The 23964-nt window shown below is 63.3% G+C and carries 25 protein-coding genes and 3 tRNA genes; 11 read left to right on the plus strand and 17 right to left on the minus strand.

The annotated features are described in order from the left end of the window. Positions 1-120: 120 nt before the first annotated feature. The 3 genes from LSO07_RS21730 to LSO07_RS21740 are packed head-to-tail and all read left to right on the plus strand — an operon-like array spanning position 121 to position 2371. On the plus strand, positions 121-639 hold the full coding sequence (locus LSO07_RS21730) for a GNAT family N-acetyltransferase (protein WP_151096547.1): 519 nt from the start codon (positions 121-123) through the stop codon (positions 637-639). After that, complete coding sequence (locus LSO07_RS21735; RefSeq protein WP_151096548.1) at positions 624-1367, plus strand: aspartyl/asparaginyl beta-hydroxylase domain-containing protein; 744 nt, start codon at positions 624-626, stop codon at positions 1365-1367. The genes LSO07_RS21730 and LSO07_RS21735 overlap by 16 nt, the downstream gene beginning before the upstream one ends. Next, a complete protein-coding gene (locus LSO07_RS21740) occupies positions 1364-2371 on the plus strand; it encodes a sulfotransferase (RefSeq protein ID WP_151096549.1) in 1008 nt (335 codons plus the stop codon). The genes LSO07_RS21735 and LSO07_RS21740 overlap by 4 nt, the downstream gene beginning before the upstream one ends. A 124-nt stretch (positions 2372-2495) precedes the next feature. On the opposite strand, the gene LSO07_RS21745 is transcribed toward LSO07_RS21740, so the two are convergent. From LSO07_RS21745 to LSO07_RS21755, 3 genes are all read right to left on the minus strand, one after another. Continuing rightward, a complete protein-coding gene (locus LSO07_RS21745; protein ID WP_151097864.1) occupies positions 2496-3116 on the minus strand; it encodes a choice-of-anchor C family PEP-CTERM protein in 621 nt (206 codons plus the stop codon). A 266-nt stretch (positions 3117-3382) separates the two neighbouring features. Beyond that, positions 3383-3458, minus strand: a tRNA-Asn gene (locus LSO07_RS21750). A 73-nt stretch (positions 3459-3531) separates the two neighbouring features. After that, entirely contained in the window at positions 3532-3858 is a 327-nt protein-coding gene (locus LSO07_RS21755) for a Dabb family protein (protein ID WP_151096550.1), read from the minus strand. Between the two features lie 42 nt (positions 3859-3900). On the opposite strand from LSO07_RS21755, the gene LSO07_RS21760 reads away from it, so the two are divergent. Then, entirely contained in the window at positions 3901-4980 is a 1080-nt protein-coding gene (locus LSO07_RS21760) for an alpha/beta fold hydrolase (RefSeq protein ID WP_225317381.1), read from the plus strand. 53 nt (positions 4981-5033) lie between these two features. On the opposite strand, the gene LSO07_RS21765 is transcribed toward LSO07_RS21760, so the two are convergent. From LSO07_RS21765 to LSO07_RS21775, 3 genes are all read right to left on the minus strand, one after another. Further along, positions 5034-5109, minus strand: a tRNA-Asn gene (locus LSO07_RS21765). Positions 5110-5244: 135 nt separating this feature from the next. Then, positions 5245-5320, minus strand: a tRNA-Asn gene (locus LSO07_RS21770). Positions 5321-5451: 131 nt separating this feature from the next. Next, complete coding sequence (locus tag LSO07_RS21775) at positions 5452-6666, minus strand: amino acid aminotransferase (protein ID WP_191909750.1); 1215 nt, start codon at positions 6664-6666, stop codon at positions 5452-5454. 112 nt (positions 6667-6778) lie between these two features. Between LSO07_RS21775 and uvrB the strand changes: the two genes are divergently transcribed. Next, complete coding sequence (gene uvrB, locus LSO07_RS21780; RefSeq protein WP_034788988.1) at positions 6779-8866, plus strand: excinuclease ABC subunit UvrB; 2088 nt, start codon at positions 6779-6781, stop codon at positions 8864-8866. Between the two features lie 24 nt (positions 8867-8890). Here the strand turns inward: uvrB and LSO07_RS21785 are convergent, their stop codons facing one another. After that, positions 8891-9388 (minus strand): DUF3224 domain-containing protein, encoded by a 498-nt coding sequence (locus tag LSO07_RS21785; RefSeq protein ID WP_225317382.1) that lies wholly within the window; start codon positions 9386-9388, stop codon positions 8891-8893. A gap of 56 nt (positions 9389-9444) precedes the next feature. On the opposite strand from LSO07_RS21785, the gene LSO07_RS21790 reads away from it, so the two are divergent. Continuing rightward, positions 9445-10287, plus strand: coding sequence for a helix-turn-helix domain-containing protein (locus tag LSO07_RS21790; RefSeq protein WP_225317383.1), 843 nt, complete (start codon positions 9445-9447; stop codon positions 10285-10287). Here the strand turns inward: LSO07_RS21790 and denD are convergent. The 6 genes from denD to LSO07_RS21820 are packed head-to-tail and all read right to left on the minus strand — an operon-like array spanning position 10284 to position 16281. After that, complete coding sequence (gene denD / locus LSO07_RS21795) at positions 10284-11261, minus strand: D-erythronate dehydrogenase (RefSeq protein WP_151096551.1); 978 nt, start codon at positions 11259-11261, stop codon at positions 10284-10286. The two genes, LSO07_RS21790 and denD, sit on opposite strands and share 4 nt — an antisense overlap. Positions 11262-11263: 2 nt before the next feature. Then, positions 11264-12055, minus strand: coding sequence for a 2-oxo-tetronate isomerase (otnI, locus tag LSO07_RS21800; RefSeq protein WP_151096552.1), 792 nt, complete (start codon positions 12053-12055; stop codon positions 11264-11266). 20 nt (positions 12056-12075) lie between these two features. After that, positions 12076-12720 carry a 3-oxo-tetronate 4-phosphate decarboxylase gene (otnC, locus tag LSO07_RS21805; protein WP_099394294.1) on the minus strand — a complete coding sequence of 215 codons (645 nt, stop codon included), beginning with the start codon at positions 12718-12720 and terminating at the stop codon, positions 12076-12078. After that, positions 12717-14018, minus strand: coding sequence for a 3-oxo-tetronate kinase (gene otnK, locus LSO07_RS21810; protein WP_191909751.1), 1302 nt, complete (start codon positions 14016-14018; stop codon positions 12717-12719). Before otnK ends, otnC begins: the two co-directional genes overlap by 4 nt. Positions 14019-14038: 20 nt before the next feature. After that, on the minus strand, positions 14039-14938 hold the full coding sequence (gene ltnD / locus LSO07_RS21815) for an L-threonate dehydrogenase (RefSeq protein ID WP_151096554.1): 900 nt from the start codon (positions 14936-14938) through the stop codon (positions 14039-14041). Positions 14939-14952: 14 nt separating this feature from the next. Beyond that, entirely contained in the window at positions 14953-16281 is a 1329-nt protein-coding gene (locus LSO07_RS21820) for an MFS transporter (RefSeq protein WP_052140695.1), read from the minus strand. A 190-nt stretch (positions 16282-16471) separates the two neighbouring features. On the opposite strand from LSO07_RS21820, the gene LSO07_RS21825 reads away from it, so the two are divergent. After that, the gene (locus LSO07_RS21825) at positions 16472-17284 is read left to right on the plus strand and encodes a FadR/GntR family transcriptional regulator (RefSeq protein WP_034789005.1); all 813 of its coding nucleotides are present in this window, start codon (positions 16472-16474) and stop codon (positions 17282-17284) included. Between the two features lie 8 nt (positions 17285-17292). Here LSO07_RS21825 and LSO07_RS21830 read toward each other — a convergent pair whose 3' ends face one another. Beyond that, the gene (locus tag LSO07_RS21830) at positions 17293-17919 is read right to left on the minus strand and encodes a flavin reductase family protein (protein ID WP_151096555.1); all 627 of its coding nucleotides are present in this window, start codon (positions 17917-17919) and stop codon (positions 17293-17295) included. Between the two features lie 202 nt (positions 17920-18121). On the opposite strand from LSO07_RS21830, the gene LSO07_RS21835 reads away from it, so the two are divergent. The 4 genes from LSO07_RS21835 to LSO07_RS21850 all read left to right on the plus strand — a co-directional run bounded on the left by LSO07_RS21835 (position 18122) and on the right by LSO07_RS21850 (position 22222). Next, positions 18122-19183 (plus strand): AI-2E family transporter, encoded by a 1062-nt coding sequence (locus LSO07_RS21835; RefSeq protein ID WP_151096556.1) that lies wholly within the window; start codon positions 18122-18124, stop codon positions 19181-19183. A 293-nt stretch (positions 19184-19476) separates the two neighbouring features. Continuing rightward, entirely contained in the window at positions 19477-19941 is a 465-nt protein-coding gene (locus LSO07_RS21840; RefSeq protein WP_151096557.1) for a hypothetical protein, read from the plus strand. A gap of 74 nt (positions 19942-20015) precedes the next feature. Next, positions 20016-21443 carry a Dyp-type peroxidase gene (locus LSO07_RS21845; protein WP_151096558.1) on the plus strand — a complete coding sequence of 476 codons (1428 nt, stop codon included), beginning with the start codon at positions 20016-20018 and terminating at the stop codon, positions 21441-21443. A gap of 119 nt (positions 21444-21562) precedes the next feature. Then, positions 21563-22222 carry a glutathione S-transferase family protein gene (locus LSO07_RS21850; RefSeq protein ID WP_151096559.1) on the plus strand — a complete coding sequence of 220 codons (660 nt, stop codon included), beginning with the start codon at positions 21563-21565 and terminating at the stop codon, positions 22220-22222. A gap of 6 nt (positions 22223-22228) precedes the next feature. Here the strand turns inward: LSO07_RS21850 and LSO07_RS21855 are convergent, their stop codons facing one another. Genes LSO07_RS21855 through LSO07_RS21865 form a run of 3 tightly spaced genes read right to left on the minus strand, consistent with a single transcriptional unit; the run spans position 22229 to position 23963 of the window. Beyond that, positions 22229-22534 (minus strand): NIPSNAP family protein, encoded by a 306-nt coding sequence (locus LSO07_RS21855; protein WP_034752016.1) that lies wholly within the window; start codon positions 22532-22534, stop codon positions 22229-22231. Then, positions 22531-23457 (minus strand): WD40 repeat domain-containing protein, encoded by a 927-nt coding sequence (locus LSO07_RS21860; RefSeq protein ID WP_151096560.1) that lies wholly within the window; start codon positions 23455-23457, stop codon positions 22531-22533. The genes LSO07_RS21855 and LSO07_RS21860 overlap by 4 nt, the downstream gene beginning before the upstream one ends. Continuing rightward, positions 23454-23963: a GNAT family N-acetyltransferase gene (locus LSO07_RS21865; RefSeq protein ID WP_151096561.1), complete on the minus strand. Its 510-nt coding sequence runs from the start codon at positions 23961-23963 to the stop codon at positions 23454-23456. The genes LSO07_RS21860 and LSO07_RS21865 overlap by 4 nt, the downstream gene beginning before the upstream one ends. Position 23964: the final 1 nt, after the last annotated feature.

The following is a 23964-nucleotide window of genomic DNA, read 5'->3' on the forward strand; positions in this document are numbered from 1 at the left end:
AGACAGAATGCATGGCGGCTTCCTTGAAATGATTGCAAGTACGCGGAAAAATTGGCAGCATAGCAAATAACTGTACGCCTGTTAATTTATCTCCAGCCGCAAACACCTACCGGAGCATCGATGCACGCCTTGCCGCTTTCCGACCTCACCCTCGTCCTCGCCAGCCTGCCCGCCCCCTACCAGTTGCGCGTCCAGCGCGACGACGACGATGGCTTTGCCGCCGCGCTGTACAGTTCCACACGCGGCGACTTGCGCCAGATGCCGGCCGCGCCCGCCGTCATCGAACAGCTGATCGCCATGCAGCAGCGCATGCAAAGCCACGGCTACCGCCAGGCGTATCCGCACGCCGTGTACCTGGTGCTGCAGCACGGCGATACCCCCATCGGCCGCCTGATCCTGGACCGCCAGGATCAGGTGCTGCACCTGGTCGACATCGCCATCCTGCCCGCCGCGCAAGGCCAGGGCGCCGGCAGCGCCGTGCTGCGCGGCCTGCAGGCGCAAGCGGGCGCGGAGCAATGGCAGATCCACCTTGCCGTCAACAAAAGCAACGCCGCCGCGCGCGCCCTGTACCAGCGGCTGGGCTTTCGCGGGCGCGGGGAAAACGAGGTGCAGGAGCAATTGGAATGGAGCGCGCCATAGTGCCGGCACAGCATATCCCCAGCAGCTGGCTGCAGCTGCCGCTGCACTTCGACGTGGTGCGCATGCAGGGCGACAGCGACCAGTTCGCCGCGGACGAGTGGATCAGCCATTTCAATACGGGCGCCTACGACCAGGGCTGGAGCTGCGTGCCGCTGCGCTCGCCCGGCGGTGCAGCCGACAACATCATGCCCGTCGACGGCGCCGCCTACGCAGGCACGCCGCAACTGGCGCGCTGCCCCCGCCTGCGCGAAGTGCTCGCCAGCTTCGCATGCGAGATCCGCGCCGCGCGCCTGATGGCGCTGGCGCCGGGCGCCATCATCCGCGCGCACCGCGACGCCGGCACGTCGCTGGCCGATGGCCTGATCCGCATCCACATCCCCATCCACACTTCGCCGCAGGTGCTGTTTACCATCGATGGCGAAACTGTCCACTTCACGGCTGGGCACGCCTGGTACATGGACGCCAGCTGCCTGCATGCGGTGCACAACCGGGGCATGACGCCGCGCATCCACCTCGTGCTCGACTGCGTCACCAATGCCTGGCTCGAAGCGCTGTTCGCCTCGGCGGGATTCGTGCCGAAAGCGGCCCACAAGTATGGCGACCCCGGCATCCACGATGGCAATGTGCGGGCCGTCATCGCCCAGCTGCGATTGTCGCCCTCGCCTGCCAGCCTGGCACTGGCCAGGGAATTGGCGGCATTGGCCGACGGCGCCGGGAACGCGGCATGAGCGCCCGACATGGCCTGACCCAGCAGGAAGGCTTGCTGGCCAGGGGTACTGTTGTTCCCTGGCATACGGGCATGGACATGCGCCGCTGGTATCCACTCTTTGCGCGGCACGACGCGCAGACGGGCGAGGTATCCCTCTGCTGGCGCGACCTGGGGCAGCAGCCGTTCAGCGAACCATTCTTTGTCAACACCCTGGCGCGCCAGCCCTGGGATGAGCGCCGCATCTGCCACACGCCGCTGGCGGCGCTGGCCACGCTAGGCGACTGCCTGGCGCCCGATGCCTTCATCTTCCACGTCTCGCGCTGCGGTTCGACCCTGCTGACGCAATTGCTGGCGACCTTGCCGCAATGCGTGGTGCTGTCCGAGCCAACCGTCATCGACTCGCTGCTGCGCCTGCATCACGATGGCATGACGGGCGGCGACAGCATCGCCCTGCTGCGCCAGGCCATCCTGGCACTGGGCCAGCGCCGCACGGGCGAGGAGACGCATTTCTTCATCAAGTTCGATTGCTGGCACATCCACAACCTGGCCTTGCTGCGCCAGGCGTTTCCCGATACGCCCTGCCTGTTCCTGTACCGCGAACCGCAAGCCGTGCTTGCCTCGCACCAGCGCCAGCGGGGGCCGCAGATGATCCCCGGCATGCTGCACCCGGCCCTGCTGCCGCTACCCGCACACCAGCTAGCCCCGGGCGACCATGATGGCTATGCGGGCGTGGTGCTGTCCAGCCTGTTTAAGGCCGCTCAGCCGCACGCCGCCGCGGGCCAATTGCAGCTCATTAACTACAATCAATTGCCTGGCATGGTACTGGACGACTTGCTGCCCCGCTTTCGCATCGCCCCCACCGCCGGACAGCTGCAAGCGATGCGCGAACGCGGCGGCGTGCATGCGAAATATGGCACGGTATTCCAGGGCGATGCGCCGCATGCGGCAAGCAGTCCGCCGGCCACGGCGGAGCAGATACAAGCAGACTATCAGGCACTGGAAGCGCTGCGCATAGGAAATTGAAGCTGCATCAGCGTGCCATCGGCGCTCGCGGTGAAAGGCAAAAAAGCCCGGTGAAGGACCGGGCTTTTTGCGTGGCGACTGTTGCACTGCGTTGAGCGGCAGCGCCTCAGCCTGGAAAAGCTCCTTAACCGCGTTGCGTGCGACGGCGGCGTGCCATGAAACCCATCAGACCCAGGCCGGCAGCCAGCATGGCATAGGTCGATGGTTCTGGCACGGCCGTGACCGATACGTTGTCGAGTGCCGCACCCCACACGCTGTTCTTGTTATTCCCTTGAAAGTACAAGGTGCTGTTGGCCGCGGTGGCAATAAAACTGAACCCTTCGTTTACCCAGCCCATGTTGGAAGGAGACCGGCCCGTGCTGTCAAACGTGAAGCTGTGCACGCCCGTCACGCCCACATCCACCAGCTTGAGGCTGCCTCCGCCTTCGGCATTGCCGGCCAGGCTGAAACTGACGTTGTACTGCTGTCCGATCACGGTGCCGAAAGACTGCGAAATACGTCCGCCAGAATTGCCGTTCAAATCCAGGCTGTAATTGCCCTCCGCATGCTTCCAGTATTGATTGACGATGTCGACGCTGCCACTGTCCACGTTCCAGGCACCCAGACGCCCGCCGCTGTTTATCTGAGCGAACGGGCCGCTAAACGTGCTCGATTCGAAGCCGCCGTTGCTCAACAAGTTAGCGTGCGCCATAGGCGCAACCAGAATCAGTGCAGCTACACCAGCCAAAGCAGTCAACTTACGCATAATCCAATATCCCTTTTATTTTATTCAAGAAATTTATTTTTCTTGAAGTCATCAGCTTAAGGCTGGAAACTTAAAAAATCAATAATATTCTTAAGTTAATAATAAATAATTCGCCAAGCTTCAGCCGTTTTCGCACCGGGGCTCTGGCGATCAGGAAATTGAAAATGATGTGGATGACTCTATGATGTGCCACGCACAAGCGAGCAACCCCGGAAATGCAAAAAGCCCAACCGTCAAGGCTGGGCTTTTCGATACTGCTGATGTTCTGGCTCCCCGACCTGGACTCGAACCAGGGACCTGCGGATTAACAGTCCGTCGCTCTACCAACTGAGCTATCAGGGAAAAGAGGCCGCATTCTATAGCGCCAATTTTCAGTTGTCCAGATTTACGCTAAAAAAATTACGTATGGCGCCATTCAGCCCGGATTTTCCTGCGGATGATAGTCAAATACCAGTACGCGGCCCAGCCATGGCTTGAGCAGCTCCACAAACGCCTGGTGCGCGGCATGGGCCAGGTAAGAGTCGCGCGCGCCGGTATCGGCAAAGCTCAAGCTGAAGCAATCGGTAAAGCCGTCATCGAGACCTTCCGGGCTGACGTTCGGCCCCCATTCGAATTGCAGCACACCGGGGATGCGGTGTTTAAGCTGGGAAAACTCATAGACCAGCTCGGCATGCTTGGCCGGTGTAATGTCCTCAAGAAAATCACACAGGACGATATGGCGCAACGGGATAGAACAGGTCATGGTGGCAGCTCTCCTATGGGGTTGCATTCAGGATAGCGCAAAATGGAAAAACACACAGACAGCGGTCCGCCATGCCGCAAATATTTTCTATATGCAACATGCTATTCGGATAATATCCCCCATGGACACCCCATACCCGTAGATAACCATCCATATCAGCCCATGACAAAAAACAAGCTACTGGCAATACTATTCATCGCCCTGCTGCCATTGTATGCATGCAAAGCACAAGCAGTTGCCATCAACACGCTGCTAACACCGGACATCGGCGGAATCAAGCAGTTTGTGCAAATCAAAACAGATGATTCCAACAAGCCTGTTCTTCTCTTCTTATCGGGCGGGCCCGGAAGTTCGATGATGAAGAATGCGGATGCCTTTACCAGCATCCTGAAAAATAGATTTACGCTGGTGCAATGGGATCAGCGCGATGCGGGACAAACCCTGAAACTGAATCCCTCGCCAAGCCAGCCGTCCGTCGCGCAGATGAAGCAGGACACGTACCAGGTCATCACGTTTCTGCGAAAAGAGCTCAAGCAGGAAAAAATATACCTGCTGGGCAGTTCCTGGGGCAATGTGCTGGGTTTTCATATCGTCGAGCGCCATCCGGAACTGCTGCATGCGTATTTCGCCGTCAATCCCGTCATCAGCCAGATGGCCAGCGAAAAGGAATTGCTGGCCCATTTGAAGACGCATTTCCGGGACGATGCCGTCGCCAGCAAGGAACTGGCGCAGGTGCATATCCCCTTCCAACAGGATGAAGACCTGTTCTACTTGCGCAAATGGCTTTCCCATAAAGAAGGAAAGGCTTTTGCGACCAGCGATGGCTTCAAGGTCGGCTTTCTGCAATGGTCCAAAGCCTGGTCGCCCGTATGGAGCGAAGTGATGCATATCGATTTGCCGAAGACCCTGAAGAAAGTCGACTGCCCGATCTATTTCTTCGTTGGCAAGAACGATATCCAGACCTCCACCCGCATCACGCAAGACTATTTTGAGCAACTGCAGGCGCCAAGGAAGGGGCTGTTTTTATTTGAACAGTCGGGACATCAGATACACCAGGATGAACCGGAAAAATTCCAGCAGGCGATCATCGAGACCCTGCCTGCGCCAATCGCGGCGCGCTGAAATGCAAAAAGCCCAGCCGGTGAAGGCTGGGCTTTTCGATACTGCTGATGTTCTGGCTCCCCGACCTGGACTCGAACCAGGGACCTGCGGATTAACAGTCCGTCGCTCTACCAACTGAGCTATCAGGGAAAAGAGGCCGTATTATATAGGCCAAACTTGGCGCTGTCCAGATTTCCATAGGGAAAATCTTATCTTGCACTGGCGCCCATGCCGGCGGTGCAATAACAAAAAAGGCCACGTTTTTCAACGTGGCCTTCCGAATTCTGGCTCCCCGACCTGGACTCGAACCAGGGACCTGCGGATTAACAGTCCGTCGCTCTACCAACTGAGCTATCAGGGAAAAGAGGCAATATTATATGTCGCTTGTTCCATATTTGCAAGACTGATACTGCATCTACACAAACACGGCCATCGCCGACTTTCTACCGCCATCAGCGCCGCACTTGCATGCAGCGCCGAAGAAGCAAGATCTTAAAGCACTTTGGCGATCGCGTCAATAACGATGTCGATATTGCGCGAATTCAATGCTGCCACGCAAATACGGCCCGTGTCGACGGCGTAGATCGACTGCTCGCGCAGCGACGCCACCTGCTCCTTGGTGAGACCCGAGTACGAGAACATGCCGATTTGCTGACGCACGAATTCGAAGTCGTGGGCCGGCGCCTTGGCTTTCAGCTTTTCCACGAAGGCATTGCGCATTTCGCGGATGCGCACGCGCATGCCGGCCAGTTCCTCTTCCCACAGCTGGCGCAGTTCCGGCGTGGCCAGGACGGTGGCGACCACCTTGCCGCCGTGTACTGGCGGGTTCGAGTAGTTGGTGCGCACGACGCGCTTCAGCTGCGACAGCAGGCGGGCCGCTTCGTCGGCGCTGGCGGCGACGACGCTCAGGGCACCCACGCGCTCGCCGTACAGCGAGAACGATTTCGAGAACGAGTTCGACACCAGCAGCGGGCCGCCCGCGTCGGCGAAGCGGCACACCACGGCGCCATCTTCGGCGATGCCGTTGGCGAAGCCTTGATACGCCATGTCCAGGAACGGCACCAGGCCGCGCGAGGTCACCACGCTGATGATCTGATCCCACTGGGGCACGCTCAGGTCGGCGCCGGTCGGGTTGTGGCAGCAGGCGTGCAGCACGACGATGGAGCCGGCTGGCATGGCGTTCAGGCTGGCCAGCATGCCGTCGAAGTTCACGCCATGGGTGGCGGCATCGTAGTACGTGTAGTTATTCACGACGAAACCGGCGTTTTCAAACAGCGCGCGGTGGTTTTCCCAGCTTGGGTCGCTGATGTAGACCTGGGCACCCGGCGCGAAGCGCTGCAGGAAATCGGCACCGATCTTCAATGCGCCCGTGCCGCCGATGGCTTGCACGGTCACGGCGCGTCGCTCTTGAATTACGGCGCTATCGGCGCCAAATACGAGTTCTTGCACCGCCTTGTCGTAGGCAGCGAGGCCTTCGATCGGCAGATAGGTGCGTGGCGCCGCCTGTTCGATCAGGATGGCTTCTGCCTTGCGTACGCAAGCTAACAGAGGCACCTTGCCGTTGTCGTCATAATAGACGCCAACGCCCAGATTGATTTTGGCGGGATTCTGGTCCGCGTTAAATGCTTCGGTGATGCCCAGGATCGGGTCGCGTGGGGCCATCTCGATGGCGCTAAACAGACTGGCAGAAACAGTTGGGTTCGTCATGATAAGATTGGATTCGATTGGAAGCAGGTTCACAGCGGAGTTGTAGACAGCGCCCCAAAATACAACGCCAGGGCCGCCAGCAGAGCACTATTCTAACAAAGGTCTGATTCACATGCCCGAATTATCTACCGCCAGCGAGGCGGAAAGCGCAATTATCTCTTTCCCGGACTCCCCCTTCAAGCTGCACCAGCCCTTCCCTCCGGCCGGTGACCAGCCCACGGCAATCGACCAGTTATCCGAGGGGATTGCCGACGGACTGGCCTTCCAGACCCTGCTGGGCGTGACCGGTTCGGGCAAGACCTACACCATGGCCAACGTCATCGCGCGCATGGGCCGGCCAGCCATCGTCTTCGCGCCGAACAAGACCCTGGCGGCGCAGCTGTACAGCGAGTTCCGCGACTTTTTCCCGCAGAACGCCGTCGAGTACTTCGTCAGCTACTACGATTACTACCAGCCGGAAGCCTACGTGCCGCAACGCGACCTGTTCATCGAAAAGGACTCGTCGATCAACGAACATATCGAGCAGATGCGCCTGTCGTGCACCAAGTCGCTGATGGAGCGGCGCGACGTCATCATCGTCGCCACCGTCTCGGCCATCTACGGTATCGGCAATCCGAACGAGTACCACCAGATGATCCTGACCTTGCGCGTCAAGGACAGGGTCGCGCAGCGCGACGTCATCGCGCGCCTGATTCAGATGCAGTACACGCGCAATGAGGTCGATTTCGGCCGCGGCACCTTCCGCGTGCGCGGCGATACCATCGACATCTTCCCCGCCGAGCATGCGGAGCTGGCCGTGCGCCTGGAAATGTTCGACGACGAGATCGAATCGATCCAGCTGTTCGACCCGCTGACGGGCAGAGTGCGCCAGAAAATCCCCCGCTTCACCGTGTACCCGGGCTCGCACTACGTGACGCCCCGCTCCACCGTGCTGCGCGCCGTCGAGACCATCAAGGACGAGCTGCGCGAGCGCCTCGAGTTCTTCCGCAAGGAAAATAAACTGATCGAAGAGCAGCGGCTGGAGCAGCGCACGCGCTTCGACCTGGAAATGATGGCGGAAATCGGTTTCACCAAGGGCATCGAGAACTACTCGCGCCACCTGTCCGGCGCGCTGCCGGGCGAGCCGCCGCCGACCCTGGTCGACTACCTGCCGCCCGACGCCCTGATGTTCCTCGACGAGTCGCACGTGTTGACGGGCCAGCTGAGCGCCATGTACAACGGCGACCGTTCGCGCAAGACGAATCTGGTCGACTACGGCTTCCGCCTGCCGTCGGCCCTCGACAACCGGCCCTTGAAATTCGAGGAATTCGAACAGAAGATGCGCCAGACCGTATTCGTCTCGGCCACGCCGGCCGAATACGAAAAGAGCCATTCCGACCAGGTGGTCGAGCAGGTCGTGCGCCCAACCGGTCTGGTCGACCCGCAGATCATCGTGCGCCCCGCCAGCAGCCAGGTGGACGACCTGATGTCGGAAATCGTCGAGCGCATCAAGAAGGACGAACGCGTGCTGGTGACGACCCTGACCAAGCGCATGTCGGAACAATTGACGGAATACCTGGGCGACCATGGCATCAAGGTGCGCTACCTGCACAGCGATATCGAGACGGTGGAGCGCGTGGAAATCCTGCGCGACCTGCGCCTGGGCACCTTCGACGTGCTGGTGGGGATCAACCTGCTGCGCGAGGGCCTGGACTTGCCGGAAGTGTCGCTGGTCGCCATCCTCGACGCGGACAAGGAAGGATTCTTGCGCTCCGAGCGCAGCCTGATCCAGACCATCGGCCGCGCCGCGCGTAACCTGAACGGCACGGCGATCCTGTACGGCGACCGCATCACGGACTCCATGCGCCGCGCCATCGACGAGACGGAACGCCGCCGCGCCAAGCAGATCGCCTTCAATACGGCCAACAACATCATCCCGATCGGCGTCAAGAAATCGATCCGCGAAATGATCGACGGCGTCTACAGCCCGCAGGAAGCGCGCGAAACCCTGCAAGTGGCGCAGGAAGCGGCCAAGTTCGAAGCCATGAGCGAGAAACAGGTCAGCAAGGAAATCAAGCGCCTGGAAAAACTGATGGTCGACCACGCCAAGAACCTGGAGTTCGAAAAGGCGGCGCAAGTGCGCGACCAGCTGCACGTCCTCAAGCAGCAGCTGTTCGGCGCGCCCGGCACCGACAATGTGGCGTCGATCCTGGGCAAATAAACGGCTATCCGTGCCTTGGCTGGCCTACGGCTGCGGCAGCGAATAGTCGATGTCGTAGAAATGCTGGCCATTGACGATGCGGATGGCCAGCGTGCCGCTGATGCCCGTCAGCTGCCCCGTGCCGGAATGCGGCACGATCACGATGGACAGCTGCTGCTTGCCATCGGCCATCGTGCCCGCATGCTGCGCCACGAAGCTGCCTTCCCTGCCCTGCAGGACGCCCGTGATGGCTTCCATGGCGACATAAGCGGCCGCGCCCTTGGTGTCGGTGACGGCATTGAGCATCTCGCCCGTGGCAGTGGCGACCAGGTCGCCGGCATAGACTTTGTCGAGCAGTACCTTGCCCAAGGTCGTGCGCCCGGAGCGCTGCGGCGCCGCGGATGGCGTCATGGTGATGCTGAAACTTCCTGTGGCGTGCACATGCATGCGATGATCCCCTTCTGCAAACGAGGCGGCGCCGGCTGGCGCCACCGATAGACAACATGCGGCCAGCACCAGGCCCGGCAAGCTGTGTGATTTCATGATTCCCCTTCAATCGATGCGAGAGAAGCAGATTAAGGCAGCGCAGGAGACAAATATTGGATAAAACCGACAGCACGCGCAATGTGCTCGCCGCGCGCGGCCAGGCGCCGAAAGGCATCGTCGACCCGCAGGCAGCGGCGCGCCGCATACGGCTGGCGACCTATCCGCCGGCTGGCGCGCTGGCGCCGTTCGTCGAGTACTTCTGGGTCGTGGAATGGGACAGGCGGGGCTGCGCGCCGCAGACGCAGCGCGTGCTGCCCTACCCGAACGCCCACCTGGTTTTCGAGCTTGGGCGCACCGCCATCCATGGCGTGGTGCGCGGCGCATTTGACAGGCCCTTGATTGGTGCAGGCAAGGTGCTGGGCGTGCGTTTTGCGCCGGGCGGCCTGCGCCCGTTCATCACTCAGCCCTTATCGTCGTTCACCGATACGACCATCGCCGCCGATGCCCTGCTGGACATGCCGGCTGCGCAAGCCGAGGCGCTGGTACTGCGGCAAGCCGGCGATACGGCCATGGTGGCGCAGGCACAGGCGCTGCTGCAGGCAAGGCTGCCGCAAGTCGATGACGCCGCCCTGCTGGCCGCCAGGCTGACTGCCGCGGCGGCGGCCCGCAACGGCCCGGCGAGCGTGGCGCAGTTGTGCGAAAAGATGGCCATCGGCGAACGCCGGCTGCAGCGCCTGTTCGCCAACTACGTGGGCGTGCCGCCGAAATGGGTGATCCAGCGCTACCGCCTGCAGGAAGCGATCTGGCGCCTGGCGCAGCCCGATGCGCCCGACCTGGCCAGCCTGGCGCATGAACTGGGCTTTTTTGACCAGGCCCATTTCAGCCGCAGTTTTGCGGAACTGGTGGGCAGTACGCCGCTCGACTATCGCCGCTCGCAGCTGGCGACAGTCGCCTAGCCGGCCGCTTTCATGTCGTCGACATACGCACGGATGATGGCGGCGAAATCCGCATCGGCCGTCAAACCCAGCGCTTCGGCCCGTGCCGCATCCCAGGCGCCGGGCCAGCTCTTGACGATGCGCTCGACGGCAGGATCGGGAGCGTAGCTGATGCGGGCCGCCACTTCGCTGCCGGCCACGGCTTCGAGTGCGGCGATCATTTCGCCCACGCTCACGCTCAAGCCCGGCAAGTTCACCGTGCGGCTGGCGCCAAACGCCTCGCCCGCCAATTCATGGCCGGCGATCAGGGAAGCGATGGCGCCGCGCGGCGACAGCAGCCACAGACGCAGGTCGGTGGACACGGGGCAGACGGCCGCCTCGCCATTCAAGGGTTCGCGGATGATGCCGCTGGCGAACGACGACGCCGCCTTGTTCGGTTTGCCGGGACGCACGCTGATGGTGGGCAAGCGCAGCACGCGACCATCGACAAAGCCGCGGCGGCTGTAATCGTTGAGCAGCAGCTCGCCGATGGCCTTTTGCGCGCCGTAGGACGACTGCGGGTTCAACGCCGTCGTATCCTGCACCACGTCCGGCAGCTGGCCGCCATACACGGCCACGGAACTGGTAAACACCACTTTCGGCTTGTGTCCCAGTTCGCGGCAGATATCGAGCAGCAAACGCGACGCATCGAGGTTGATGCGCATGCCCAGCTCGAAATCGGCTTCCGCCTGGCCGCTGACGATGGCGGCCAGGTGGAAGATCGAGCTTGTCTGCGCATCGATGGTGGCGCGCATCAGGGCACCGTCGGCGATGTCGCCCGTGACGACTGTTACGCGCGCATCGTTGAAGTCATGCGCAGCCACCACGTCGACCAATACCAGCTCGCTGATCGTTTGCAACTGGCCCTGGCTGTCCGTCAGCTGGCCTTGCGCCAGCAACTGGCGCGCCAGGCGCTGTCCCAGGAAACCGGCGCCGCCGGTAATGAGTACTTTCATCTTCATGCTCCTTGTTTGTTGTTGTAAGCGGCGAGCCAGCCCAGGCCATCTTCGGTGCGCCCGCGCGGACGGTATTCGCAGCCGATCCAGCCCTCGTAGCCCAGGTCATCCAGCAGCGTGAATAAATACGGGTAATTGACTTCGCCATCGTCCGGTTCATTGCGGGCCGGGACGCTGGCGATCTGCACATGGCCGATGCCATCGAAGTTGTTCCTGAACGTCATGGCGATATCGCCCTCGACGATCTGCGTGTGATAAAAATCCATCTGCACCTTGACGTTGGACGCGCCCGACTCCAGGCGCAGCGCATGGCCCTGCGCCTGCGTGACGAGGAAGTAGCCGGGCATGTCGCGTCCGTTGATCGGTTCGATCAAGAGCTCGATGCCATGCTCGCCCACGGCCCTGGCCGCGTACTGCAGATTGGCCAGGTAGGTGGCGCGGTGCAGGGCAAGGTCGGCGCCTACGGGCAGCAAGCCCGCCATCATGTGCACGCGCGGGGTGCCCAGCGCCAGCGCGTATTCGATGGCGCGCGCCACGCCAGCGCGGAATTCCGCTTCGCGGCCCGGCAGCGAAGCGATGCCCCGCTCACCGGCCGCCCAGTCGCCCGGCGGCAGGTTGAACAGCACGTTCTGCAAGCCGTGCTCGCGCAGCCAGCCCGCGACTTCCTGCGGCGCGTAATCGTAAGGGAACAGAAATTCGACGCCCTGGAAACCCGCTTGCGCGGCGGCGGCAAAGCGCTGCGGGAAGGGCACTTCATTGAACATCATGGTCAGGTTGGCGGCAAAGCGGGGCATGCGGTATCTCCTTGGGAATCTTATAGTTCGAGTTTGAACGTGTGCTTCAGGTCGGCGATCTGCGCCGCGTCGAGCGGGCGCGTGGGCACGTCGCGCAGCAGCAGGAACAGCTTGGCCGTCTCTTCCAGTTCCTCGGCCGCATACACGGCCGCTTCCAGGCTCGTGCCAGAGACGACGGGACCGTGATTGGCCAGCAGCACGGCCGAATGCTTGCGCGCCATGGCGCCAATCGCGCCCGCCAGCGCCGGGTCGCCCGGCCGGTGATATGGCACCAGGGGCAAGCGCCCCACCTTCATCACGAAATATGGCGTCAGGGGTGGAATGCAGTCGTCATGGTTCAAGCCGCACATGCACGACACGGCCGCCGAATGCGTCGAGTGCAAATGCACGATGGCGCCGGCACTGCCCCGCTCCGCATACATGGCGCGGTGCAGGAACGCCTCTTTTGACGGCGGCGCGCCGCTGATCAAGTTGCCGTCCCAGTCCAGCTTTGACAATTGCGCCGGATCGAGCCGCCCCAGGCTGGCATTCGTTGGCGTGAGCAGCCAGCCGTCGGACAGGCGCACGCTCAGGTTGCCGCTGCTGCCGGCCGTCAAGCCCCGCTCGAACAGCGACTTGCCGAAGTCGACGATCAGCTCGCGCTGGCGCGATTCCGTGGTGCTCATGCCAGCACCTGCCAGGCCTTGCTGAAGAAATCCACCGTGCCGAAATTGCCGGACTTGAGGGCCAGCGCCAACGGCGCCGCGCCATCTTCGCCCAGCGCCGGCAAGGCTTGCGTCCACGGCACGCCAGGATCGATCTCTGGCCCGATGCGCAAACCCGCCACGCCCAGCGCTTTTACTACCGCGCCCGACGTTTCGCCGCCAGCGACGATCAGCTGGCCCACGCCGAGGCGCACCAGCCCTTGCGCAATGGCGGCCAGGGTTTCCTCGACCAGGGCGCCGGCCCGCTCCACGCCCAGTTGCGCCTGCACGGCGCGCACGGCGTCCGGCGTGGCCGTGGCGTAGATCAGCACCGGGCCTTGCGCCAGGTGCGTGCCGGCCCAGGCCAGGGCTTGCTCCACGACGGCGTCGACCACCTCGCCACCGGCCGCCAGCTGCAAAGGGTCGACGTGGAACGATGGCGCCAGTTCGCGCAAGTGCGCCACCTGCTGCTGCGTGGCAACGGAGCAGCTGCCCGAGATCACGGCACGCAAGCCCGTCGGTGGCGGCAAACGTCCCGCCTGGCCCGCAGGCGATGGCGCCAACTGGCCCCGCTGGCGGAAATTCTGTGGCAGTCCCAGCGCGATGCCGGAGCCGCCCGTGATCAGTTTCAAGTCAGCGCAGGCGGCGCCGATGGCTTCCAGGTCGCGGTTCGAGACGGCATCGACGACGGCGAAATGGCAGCCCTGGCCACGCAAGTCCGTGAAGCGCTGGGCGATGGCGGCGGCGCCCTTCTCCACCACGGAGAAATCGGCCAGGCCTACCTTGGCTTGCACCTGCTGCTGCAGCACGCGTACCAGGTTCGAATCCGTCATCGGCGTCAAGGGATGGTCGCGCATGCCAGATTCGGCCAGCGGCACGTCGCCGACGAACAGGTTGCCTTTGTAGATGGTGCGGCCGTTGGCGGGGAACGCCGGGCAGGCAATCGTAAAATCCGTGTCGAGCGCCCGCATCAGCGCCTCGGCCACGGGGCCGATATTGCCGCGCGGCGTGGAGTCGAACGTGGAGCAGTACTTGAAATAGAACTGCCTGCATCCGGCCTGCTGCAGCCAGGCCAGCGCGGCCAGCGATTCAGCCACCGCCTCCTCGGGCGCATTCGTGCGCGACTTGAGGGCGATGACGACGGCGTCGACATCGGCTGGCGGCGGACCTTGCGGCACGCCGATCAGCTGCACCGTGCGCATACCGGCCTTGACCAGCATGCCGGCCAGGTCGGTGCCACCCGTGAAATCGTCGGCGATACATCCCAGTAGTACGGTCATGATTGTTCCTTTTTATTCAGTTACGCTTTCGCCGGCAGATCGATGCCCGGGAAAGTCTTGATGACGGCCGAGTCGTCCTCGCCGCCAAAGCCTGCCGCCGACGCCTGCATGAACATCTGGTGCGCCGTGGCCGACAGGGGCAGCGGGAACACGCTTTTTTTCGCGTAATCGAGCACGATGCCCAAATCCTTGACGAAGATATTCACGGCCGACAGCGGCGCGTAGTCGCCTTTCAAAATATGCGGCACCCGGTTCTGGAACATCCAGGAACTGCCGGCGCTGTTCGAGATCACTTCGTACAGGGCGTTCGGATCGCAGCCGGCGCGCAGGCCCAGCGCCATCGCTTCCGCGGCGGCGGCAATATGCACGCCGGCCAGCAACTGGTTGATCATCTTGACTTTCGAACCCTGCCCCGGCTGTTCGCCCAGACGGTACAGCTTTGCACAGATGGCGTCGAAAATCCCGCCGCAAGCGTCGAACGCCTCGGGCGCGCCGGCCGCCATCACCGACATCTCGCCGGCAGCCGCCTTGGCCGCGCCGCCGGAAATGGGCGCGTCGATGAAGCGCAGTCCCATGGCCGCCAGGCGCGCGCCGAGGGCCTCGGCAAACTCGGGCGCCACGGTGGCGCAGGCGATCACCACGCTGCCCGGCGCCAGGCTGGCCGCCGCGCCGTGTTCGCCAAACAGCACGGCCTCCGTCTGCTGCGCATTGACGACAACGATCAGCAAGGCTTGCACCTGCGCCGCCAGCGCGGCGGGAGACGGCGCCGCATGGGCACCCTGGCCGGCCAGCGTCTGCACGGTTTCGGGACGCACGTCGCAGGCATGCACGTCGAAGCCCGCGCGCAGCAACGATTGCGCGATGCCCATGCCCATAGCGCCCAGGCCGATCACGCCCACTTTTTTGATTGCTACGTTCATCTTCTACTCCAGTTTTATTTGTTCACCAGCTTGGCCGGCACGCGCATGATGATGATGGCGCCAATCACCAGGATGCCGGCCAGCAGGTAGATGGCGATGTCGGTCGACTGTGTCAGGTCCTTGATGGAACCGATCATGTACGGCGCCGCGAAACCGGCCAGATTGCCCACCGAGTTGATGGCGGCGATGCCGGCAGCGGCCGAGACGCCACCGAGGAAGGCCGTCGGCAGGCTCCAGAACATGGGCGAGGCGGCGAGGATGCCGCCGGCGGCGATCGTCAGGAAGAAGATGGCCCAGCCCGTGTTGTGGGCGCCGGCCAGCGCGCTGCAGACGATGGCGGCGGCGCCCACCACGAGCGGGATGGCCATGTGCCAGCGGCGTTCGCGGTATTTATCCGAACTGCGGCCCAGCAGTATCATCGACGCCACGGCTACCGAGTACGGGATCGCCGTGAACAGGCCGATATTGAGCACGCCCGTCACGCCGGCCGCCTTGATCAGGCTGGGCAGCCAGAAGGTCAGCGAATACTGGCCCATCACGCAGCAGAAATAAATCAGAGCCATGACCCAGATGCGCGGGTCGGCAAACATGGCGCGGATCGACGGGTGCGAGACCTTGCCCTGCGCTTCCGTGGCGATGCGCTGTTCGAGGATGACTTTTTCATCTTCCGTCAGCCACTTCGCGGCGCGGATGCTGTTATCGAGGTACAGCAGCACGGCCACGCCCATCAGCGCGGCGGGAATCGCTTCGAGCACGAACATCCACTGCCAGCCCGCATAGCCGTGCCAGCCGGCGAAGGTTTCCATGATCCAGCCCGACAGGGGGCCGCCGATCAGGCCCGCCACGGGAATGGCGGCCATGAAGGTGCACACCATGCGCGCGCGGCGCTCGGACGGATACCAGTAGGTCAGATACAGGATGATGCCGGGGAAAAAGCCCGCTTCGGCGATGCCGAGCAGGAAGCGCATGACGTAGAACTGGGTTGGCGTGGTAACGAACATGAAGGCGCCCGAGATGATGGCCCAGGTGATCATGATGCGGGCGATCCACACGCGCGCGCCGATCTTGTGCAGCATCACATTGCTGGGCACCTCGAACAGGAAGTAGCCAAGGAAGAACACGCCCGCACCCAGGCCATACACGGTTTCGGAAAACTGCAGGTCGGCCAGCATTTGCAGCTTGGCGAAGCCCACGTTCACACGGTCGAGGTAAGCGACGATGTAGCACAGCATGAGGAAGGGAATGATGCGCCAGGTCACCTTGCGGTAGACGGCGTCATCGATGGTTTTCTGGCTTGCGGCCGCGCCGGCCGGCTGGCCCGGCATTGTCTGTGACACTTCCATGCTTGTCTCCTGATCACTGGGGGATCGACCGTGCCGGGTTTTTATGGTCCACCGGTGGTGGCTGGCAACTTGTCTAAAATTTGTATGGATGTATATTATGTGTGTGTTTTATGTGTGTCAAGCTGTATATTCCATATAATGGCAAGCAGGCAATCCCCATTTGAAAACCGTTAGCGCAAGGATGCACCCGATGGACCGCACGTTCAGCTTCACCCTTCCCGCGCCGGAGCCCGCCGCGGGCAGCTTCACCACCGGCACCCTGGGTGCGCGCGTGGCGGCACGGCTGCGCCAGCAGCTCCACCACGATGGCCTGGCCGGCGGCACGCGTTTGCCGTCGGAGCAAGCCATGGCCAGCCACTTTGGCGTCAGCCGCACGGTGCTGCGCGAAGCCATCGCCCTGCTGCAGGCGGACGGCATCCTCGTCACGCGCAAGGGCAGCGGCACGTTCGTGTGCGCGCAGGATGGCGCGAAGGCCGGGGAGCGCGGCGATGCGCTGACGGAGCAATCGGTGCAATCGCTGCTGAACCTGATCGAAGTGCGCCAGGGACTGGAAGCGGAAATCGCCGCGCTGGCAGCCGTGCGGCGCACGCCGGGCCAGCTGGCCGACATCGAACACGCGCTGCGGCGCATTGAGGAAGCCGTGGCGGCCGGCGTCGATGGCGTGGAAGAAGACGTGCGCCTGCACCTGTGCATCGCCGAGGCGACGGGCAACCCTTACTGGCCGAAGTTTGTTGCCATGTTCGCCGACCCGATCCGCTCGGCCGTCAAGGTAACGCGCGCGAATGAAGCGCGGCGCACGGACTTTTCCATCGAAGTGCGGCGCGAACATGAAAAGATCGTGCAGGCGATTGCCGACGGCGACCCGCAGCGGGCGCGCCAGGCGGCCATGGAACACATGCAGCATGCGGCCGAACGCGTGCGCCTGGCCGACCGCGAATTCTGGCGCGGCGACGGCGGCGCGCTGGCCCGCACCCTGGGACGCGATCCCATCATGCAGAAATAGATCCTGGCTCAGGGATAGCTGGGGCGGCGCATGTGGAACAAGCTGTCCGGTCCGATCTCGAAATAATCGGCCGGACCGCCGCCGCGCAATATCGGCGCCGCTGCCGCGGTGTCGTACACGCCATCGGTCAGCAGGTGGCGCGCGATATGTACGCCCACCACTTCCCCCAGCACCAGCCAGCTGCCGACACCAGCGCCATTGACGCCCTGCAGCTCGATGATCTGCGTGCGCCGGCATTCGAAGGAGACAGGGCTTTCGGCCACGCGCGGCACATTCACGATGCACGAGGCGGCCGGCGTCAGGCCGGCCAGCGCGAATTCATCGACCTCGGGCGGCGCCGGCGCGCAGCTGGCATTCATCGCCTCGGCCAGCGGCCGGGTTGCCAGGTTCCACACGAATTCACCCGTCTGCTCGATATTGCGCAAGGTATCCTTGCGGCCGATGCTGGAAAAACCGATCAGCGGCGGGTGGTAATTGAAGGCGTTGAAAAAGCTGTACGGCGCCAGGTTGATCACGCCCTCGCCGCTGCGCGAAGCGATCCAGCCGATGGGCCGCGGTCCCACGATGGCGTTGAAGGGATCATGCGGCAGGCCGTGGCCCTGTGCAGGTTCATAAAAGTGAATGTTGTCGGCCACGCGCGTTCCTGAAGTCCAAGTCAAAGGCGCCCGGGATGGAACGCCTGGAGCGACAGCTTACTGGATTTGCCGCTACCGTGTTGCCAGCCCGCCGGCGCCAGGCACGCTCGCGCACAGACTGCCAAGGCACAATTGTATGGCGCGCCGCACCACGCCTCGCTTATGATGGGACAACTCAACCCTTATCATTACGCTACCACCCATGCATACTCTCACGCTGCACCAGAAAGTGTTCTTGCTCCTCCTGAGCATCGTCACCATCGGCTTCGGCTGGATACTGGCGCCGTATGCGGGCGCCATCTTCTGGGGCGTCGTCCTGGCGATCCTGTTCGCGCCCGTGTACCGCTGGCTGCTGCGAAAAACCAGGGGCCGTGCCGGCCTGGCGTCGCTGCTGACCTTGCTGCTCATCGTCGTCATCGTGATCCTGCCGCTGTCGCTCATTTCCGTGTCGCTGGTGAACCAGGCGGCCAGCGTCGTGGAAATGGTGCGTTCGGGCGAAATCACGGTCGCCATGTTCTTCGATAAAATCATGGCAGTGCTGCCGCAATGGCTGATCAACTTGCTCGAGCGCTTCCACCTGACCAGCCTGGCCAGCCTGCAGGACAAGCTGGCCGAGGGCGCCACGCAGGTGAGCCAGGTGGTGGCCGTGAAAGCCATCAATGTGGGCCTGTACACGTTTGAATTCCTCACCAGCCTGTGCATCATGCTGTACCTGCTGTTTTTCCTCATGCGCGATGGCTCCGCCCTGTCAGCCCGTATCAAGGGCGCCGTGCCGCTGAGCCGAAAATACAAGCAGCGCCTGTTCACCAATTTCACCACGGTGATCCGCGCCACGGTGAAAGGCAACATCCTCGTGGCGATCGCCCAGGGCGCCCTCGGCGGCCTGGCGTTCTGGTTCCTGGACGTGCCCGCGCCCCTGCTGTGGGCCGTGCTGATGGCCTTCCTGTCGCTGCTGCCGGCCGTCGGCGCCGCCCTCGTCTGGGCGCCCGTGGCCGTCTACTTCCTGGCCACGGGCGCCATCTGGCAAGGCGCAGGCCTGGCCGCCTTCGGCGTCTTCGTCATCGGCCTGGTCGACAACGTGCTGCGCCCCATCCTGGTCGGCAAGGACACCAAGATGCCCGACTACGTGGTGCTGCTGTCGACCGTGGGCGGCATGGCCCTGTTTGGCCTGAACGGCTTCGTCATCGGCCCCGTGGTGGCGGCCCTGTTCATCGCCTCGTGGGATCTGTTCGTCTCGGCCAGCGAATTCCAGGCCGAGGATTGAGGCGTGGCAATCGGGAGCGTCAGCGTCCCATCCTGCAAAAATAATGGCGACGGAACCCGGCTTGCCGGCGGCGCCCCTTGCGCTTCCCGAAACAGGCTGGAACAGCACGGCGGCAGAGTGTCCGCCTGCGCTGTCCAGCCTCAGCAACTATCCACATGAGACCGGATTTCATATCGACTATCATGTTGCAACAGTGCGTAATTAGCAACAAATGTGAAAATATAGCTTTTGACGCAGTAGGCGCCGCGGCGTAGTGTCGGTCCTCCCGACAACCACGTAATGAGGAGCCTCCCATGGCAAATCCACTGTGCTTAATGATGCCGGCGCTACCCGGCACCAATCCGACCGCCATCGCCGCAACATTGGTGGAATTCCAGGCGAAGATCAATGCCGCCCTTACCACTATCGGTACCGTGCACTTTGCCCGCTTCACCCTGCTGGATCGCTCCCAGCCCAATCTGCTGCCCAACATTCAATCGGCGGGCACTTCCGATAGCCTGATCATCGGCGTGATCACCGAGTATGACGGCAACTTCAACGACTACATCGAAGATTTCGTGGGCCAATTGGGCGAGGTATTCGACGCGCTGCTGCAATTTGTCGTGGGCGGCAAGGCGCTGATTCCTGTTGCCAACCATGTGGCCGCATTTGAAGCCTTCATCACGGCCAACGACGCCGCGCAGCACGTGCCCAATAACGGCCTGTATAGCGCCTATCCGCAGACCGTCCAGAAAATCATCGCCGCATTCCGAACCTGAGCCGAAAGCCACGCCGGGGCTGCGCAAGCGGCCCCACCACCCTGCCAGCCACCACCCCAGCCCCCGGAGACAGCATGGCCGATTCCACCATCGATTACGACGACGTGCAAGGCACGATCCTGCGCGGCTACCGCGTCAACCTGGCGCGCCATTTCATCTTCAGCATCACGGATGCGGCGCAGGCACGGCGCACCATCGCGGCTCTGCTCGACGGCAGCGACGGCTTGCCGTCCATTACCACCGCGCGGCACATCCACCCCAAGCCGCCCTGCTTCCTGAATCTCAGCTTTACCGCTCCCGGCCTGTCGGCGCTGGGCGTTGCCGCGACCGACCTGACCACCTTTGACCAGGCATTTCAACGGGGCGCGGCCGATCCGGCCAGCGTCACTGCCGTGGGCGACGTAGGCGACAGCGCCCCCGAACACTGGCTCGGCAACCTGGGGCCGGCTACCCAGCATGGCCAGGTGCATGCGCTGCTGAGCCTGTGGGTCAGCGAATCGACGGAAGTGCTGCAGGCAACCTCGGCCACACTACGCCGCGCCTTTGCCACCGGCTGGCGCGAACTGTATGCGCACGACGGCGTGGCCCTGCCAGACAACCGCGTGCATTTCGGCTACCGCGACAGCATCGCCCAGCCCGACGTCGATGGCGCCCCGCAGCGCAAGCGCGAACACGACCCTGACCCGCTCAACAGCGTGAAGACGGGGGAATTCCTGCTCGGCTATCCGAATGAAAACGGCGGCACCTACCAGGTGCAGCCGCCGCAGCTATCCACCAATGGCAGTTATGCCGCCTTCCGCATCTTGGAGCAGGACGTGCCCCTGTTCGACAGCATCCTGAGCCAGGGCGCGGCCAGTTCCGGACTCACGACCGAAATGGTGGCCGCCAAGATGTGCGGACGCTGGCGCAACGGCAATCCGCTCGTGCTCAGGCCGGACGAGGCCGGGCCCGTGCTGCCGGACGCCAGCCTGAACCGCTTTCACTATGTCGATGGACAGCCGGACCTCGATGACACGCTGGGCCTGAAATGCCCGATCGGCGCGCACATCCGGCGCAATAATCCGCGCGACGAAGCCGTCGTGGGCGCCTCCGCTCGCCACCACCGCATCGTGCGGCGCGCCATGCCCTACGGCAGCGAATATGATCCGGCAGCGCCCATCGCAGCGCAGCGCGGCCTGGTCGGCTATTTCATCAATGCCAGCCTGCGCAATCAGTTCGAATTCCTGATGAAGCAATGGAACAATGACGATGCCTTCGTCAAATCGGCCGTCGGCCCGGCCGGTCCCGAGGCGGGCGATGCCACGTTCAACATCAGCGGCCAGGACGTATTCCTGGGCATCAACGACCCGGCCGTCAGTTCCTTCACCTTGCCCGGCGTGGGCGCGAAGGGAAGCGGCAATACCGAACTGCAGCATTTCTCGCGCAGCGTCATCACGCGTGGCGGCGTGTATTGCTTCTTCCCCAGCATCACGGGATTGCGCTACCTGGCGAACCTCGGCTAGGCGGGCGCGCCACGGGGGCAAGCGGGAACGGCGCGGACCGCTTGCATTGATCCTGTCATTGCACTATCGTTGGCACACGCGCGTGTTGCCAACCTTTCACAATGACAGGAGTTCCCACCGTGTCGCTGATCCTCTACGGCCATCCCTTTTCCTCGTACACGCAGAAGGTGCTCATCGCCCTGTACGAGAACGCCATCCCGTTCTCCTTCCGCTGCCTGGCGCCGGACATGCCGCAGCACCTGCAGCAATGGCTGGAACGCTGGCCGCTGCGCAAATTTCCGCTGCTGGTGGACGGCGAGCGCAACGTCGCCGAGACCAGCATCATCATCGAATACCTGCAACTGGCCCATCCCGGCCCGCTGCGCCTGCTGCCGGACGATCCGATGCAGGCGCTGGACGTGCGTTTTCTCGACCGCTATTTCGACCTGCACGTCATGACACCCGTACAGCATGCCGTCGGTGCAGCCCTGACCGGCGACCCGGTGAAGACAAGGGAAGGCCGCGCGTTTGCCGGCGAAAAGCTGGACCTCGCCTACGCCTGGCTGGAAGAGTACCTGGCCGGCAGGACGTGGGCCGCCGCCGACCACTTCAGCCTGGCCGACTGTGCCGCCGCCCCCGCGCTGTTCTACGCGGACTGGACCCAGCCGATTCCCGCAACGCTGCCCCTGCTGCGCGCCTACCGCGCGCGCCTGCTGGCCCGCCCATCGTTCGCCCGCGCGGTGGAAGAGGCGCGCCCATACCGCCACCTCTTCCCCCTGGGCGCACCACAGCGCGACTGACCCTGTTCAGGCAAACACGGGGCGGAAAAAACTGCGCTCGTAGCTGACGATGCAGCGCGTCTCCTCGGCGTAGCGGAAGGCGGCCTGGCATTCGGCGTCCTGCATCGAGTCGCTGCGGTACTGCTCGTACAAAGCCAGGCTGGGAAACGAGAACATGGCCAGCGCCACGTTACTGGCGCCTTCGGAGGGTAAAAAGTAGCCGTGGTGCTGGCCGCCGAAACGTTCGACCAGCGGTATCCACAGCTTGCCGTAGGCTTCGAATTCCCGCAATTTATACGGGTCGATGATGTAACGCAGGTAACAGGTGATCATGCGCTTTCCTTGTGAAGGTTCAGATCCATCAGCATGCCAGCTTCCCAGGAACCGATGGCGGCCAGTGGCGAGCCAGGCAAGAAGTCCAGCGCGCAGGGATAGGCAACGGCGTGTTCGGCAAGCACGCCGAGTCCCGGCCAGGCGTAGAACAGCAGCTTGCCCTTGCCGATGCGCCCCAGCGCGCTGCCGTCGGGCAGCCAGCGCAAGGCGTCGCCCGTACCGCCGCCCGCCTCCACGGCCACCGTGGCCAGCCGGCGGCCATCGTCCAGCGCATGCACGGACAGACATTCTTGGCCTTCAGCGTAATGCAGCACGGCCAGGAGCGTGCCATCGGGCGACGGCGTGCACGACGCCAGCTTCGGCAGCGACAGCACCACGCGGCCGGCGCCCGCCTGCAGCGGCCAGTCCCACACGCTGCAATAGTCGGGCAGCTGCACTTGCCCCTCTTCCACCGATTTGACGCCATGCAGGAGCAGCAAACGCCGTCCGCCATCGATAGCCCACATGCCGCGCAGCATCTCGCCCGGGTGCGCCTGCGTGAAGAGCGCCTCGCCCGTTTGCGCGTCGCGCACCCGCAGGCGGCCATCCCAGCCGCCGTCGGCAAGATACCGGCCGCACGGCGACCACGCGGGACCGCAGCCTTCGCCATCCTTCTTGTTCTGGAAATTGAACAGCAATTGTCCCGCATCGGCATCCACCACGGCAATCTGGCCCGTCGTGCTCTTGATGGCCAGCCGGCTGCCGTCGGGCGAAAAGGCCATGCCCGACATGTGCGCGATGAATTTGCCGCGCCACAGCTTCTGGCGCGCCGCCACGTCCCACAGCACCAGGTCGCGCCCCAGCACGGCCAGGCGCGTGCCATCGGGTGAAAACCGCACGCCGTAGCTGCAGCCCAGCTTCAAGGGCTTGCGCATCGCCGTCACGGGCGCGCCAGGCGGTACACGACGCAATCGAGGTCGTAATGGCGCCCCATGCCCACGTATTGCATGCCCAGGCGCGTCATGACCTTGATCGAGGCGGCATTGTCGGGATGGGCCACAGCCACCACTGCGGGCGCGCCGACGACATCGAAAGCATGTGCGACGATGGCGGCAGCCGCCTCGCTGGCATAGCCCTGGCCCCAGCCTGTACGCGCCAGGCGCCAGCCGATTTCATGCGGTTTAGTCGTGTCGCCATCGAGATGCTGCAGGCAAGCCATGCCCACCATCTCGCCATCATCGAGGCGTATCAGCGCCCACCACGAATAGCCCCACTCGGCCCAGCGGCCCGTGATGCGCGTGACGGCCGCGCGCGTATTTTCTTCCGTCTCGGGCTGGCCCGCATTCAGATAGGTCATCACCTCGGGATCCGTGTTGAGGGTGCGCATGCGCTCGTAGTGCTGCTCGGTGATGGGTTCCAGGCGCAGGCGCGCCGTCGTCAGTATGGTCATC

It is taken from the genome of Janthinobacterium sp. PLB04 (assembly GCF_021165895.1).
Classification (GTDB): domain Bacteria; phylum Pseudomonadota; class Gammaproteobacteria; order Burkholderiales; family Burkholderiaceae_D; genus Janthinobacterium; species Janthinobacterium lividum.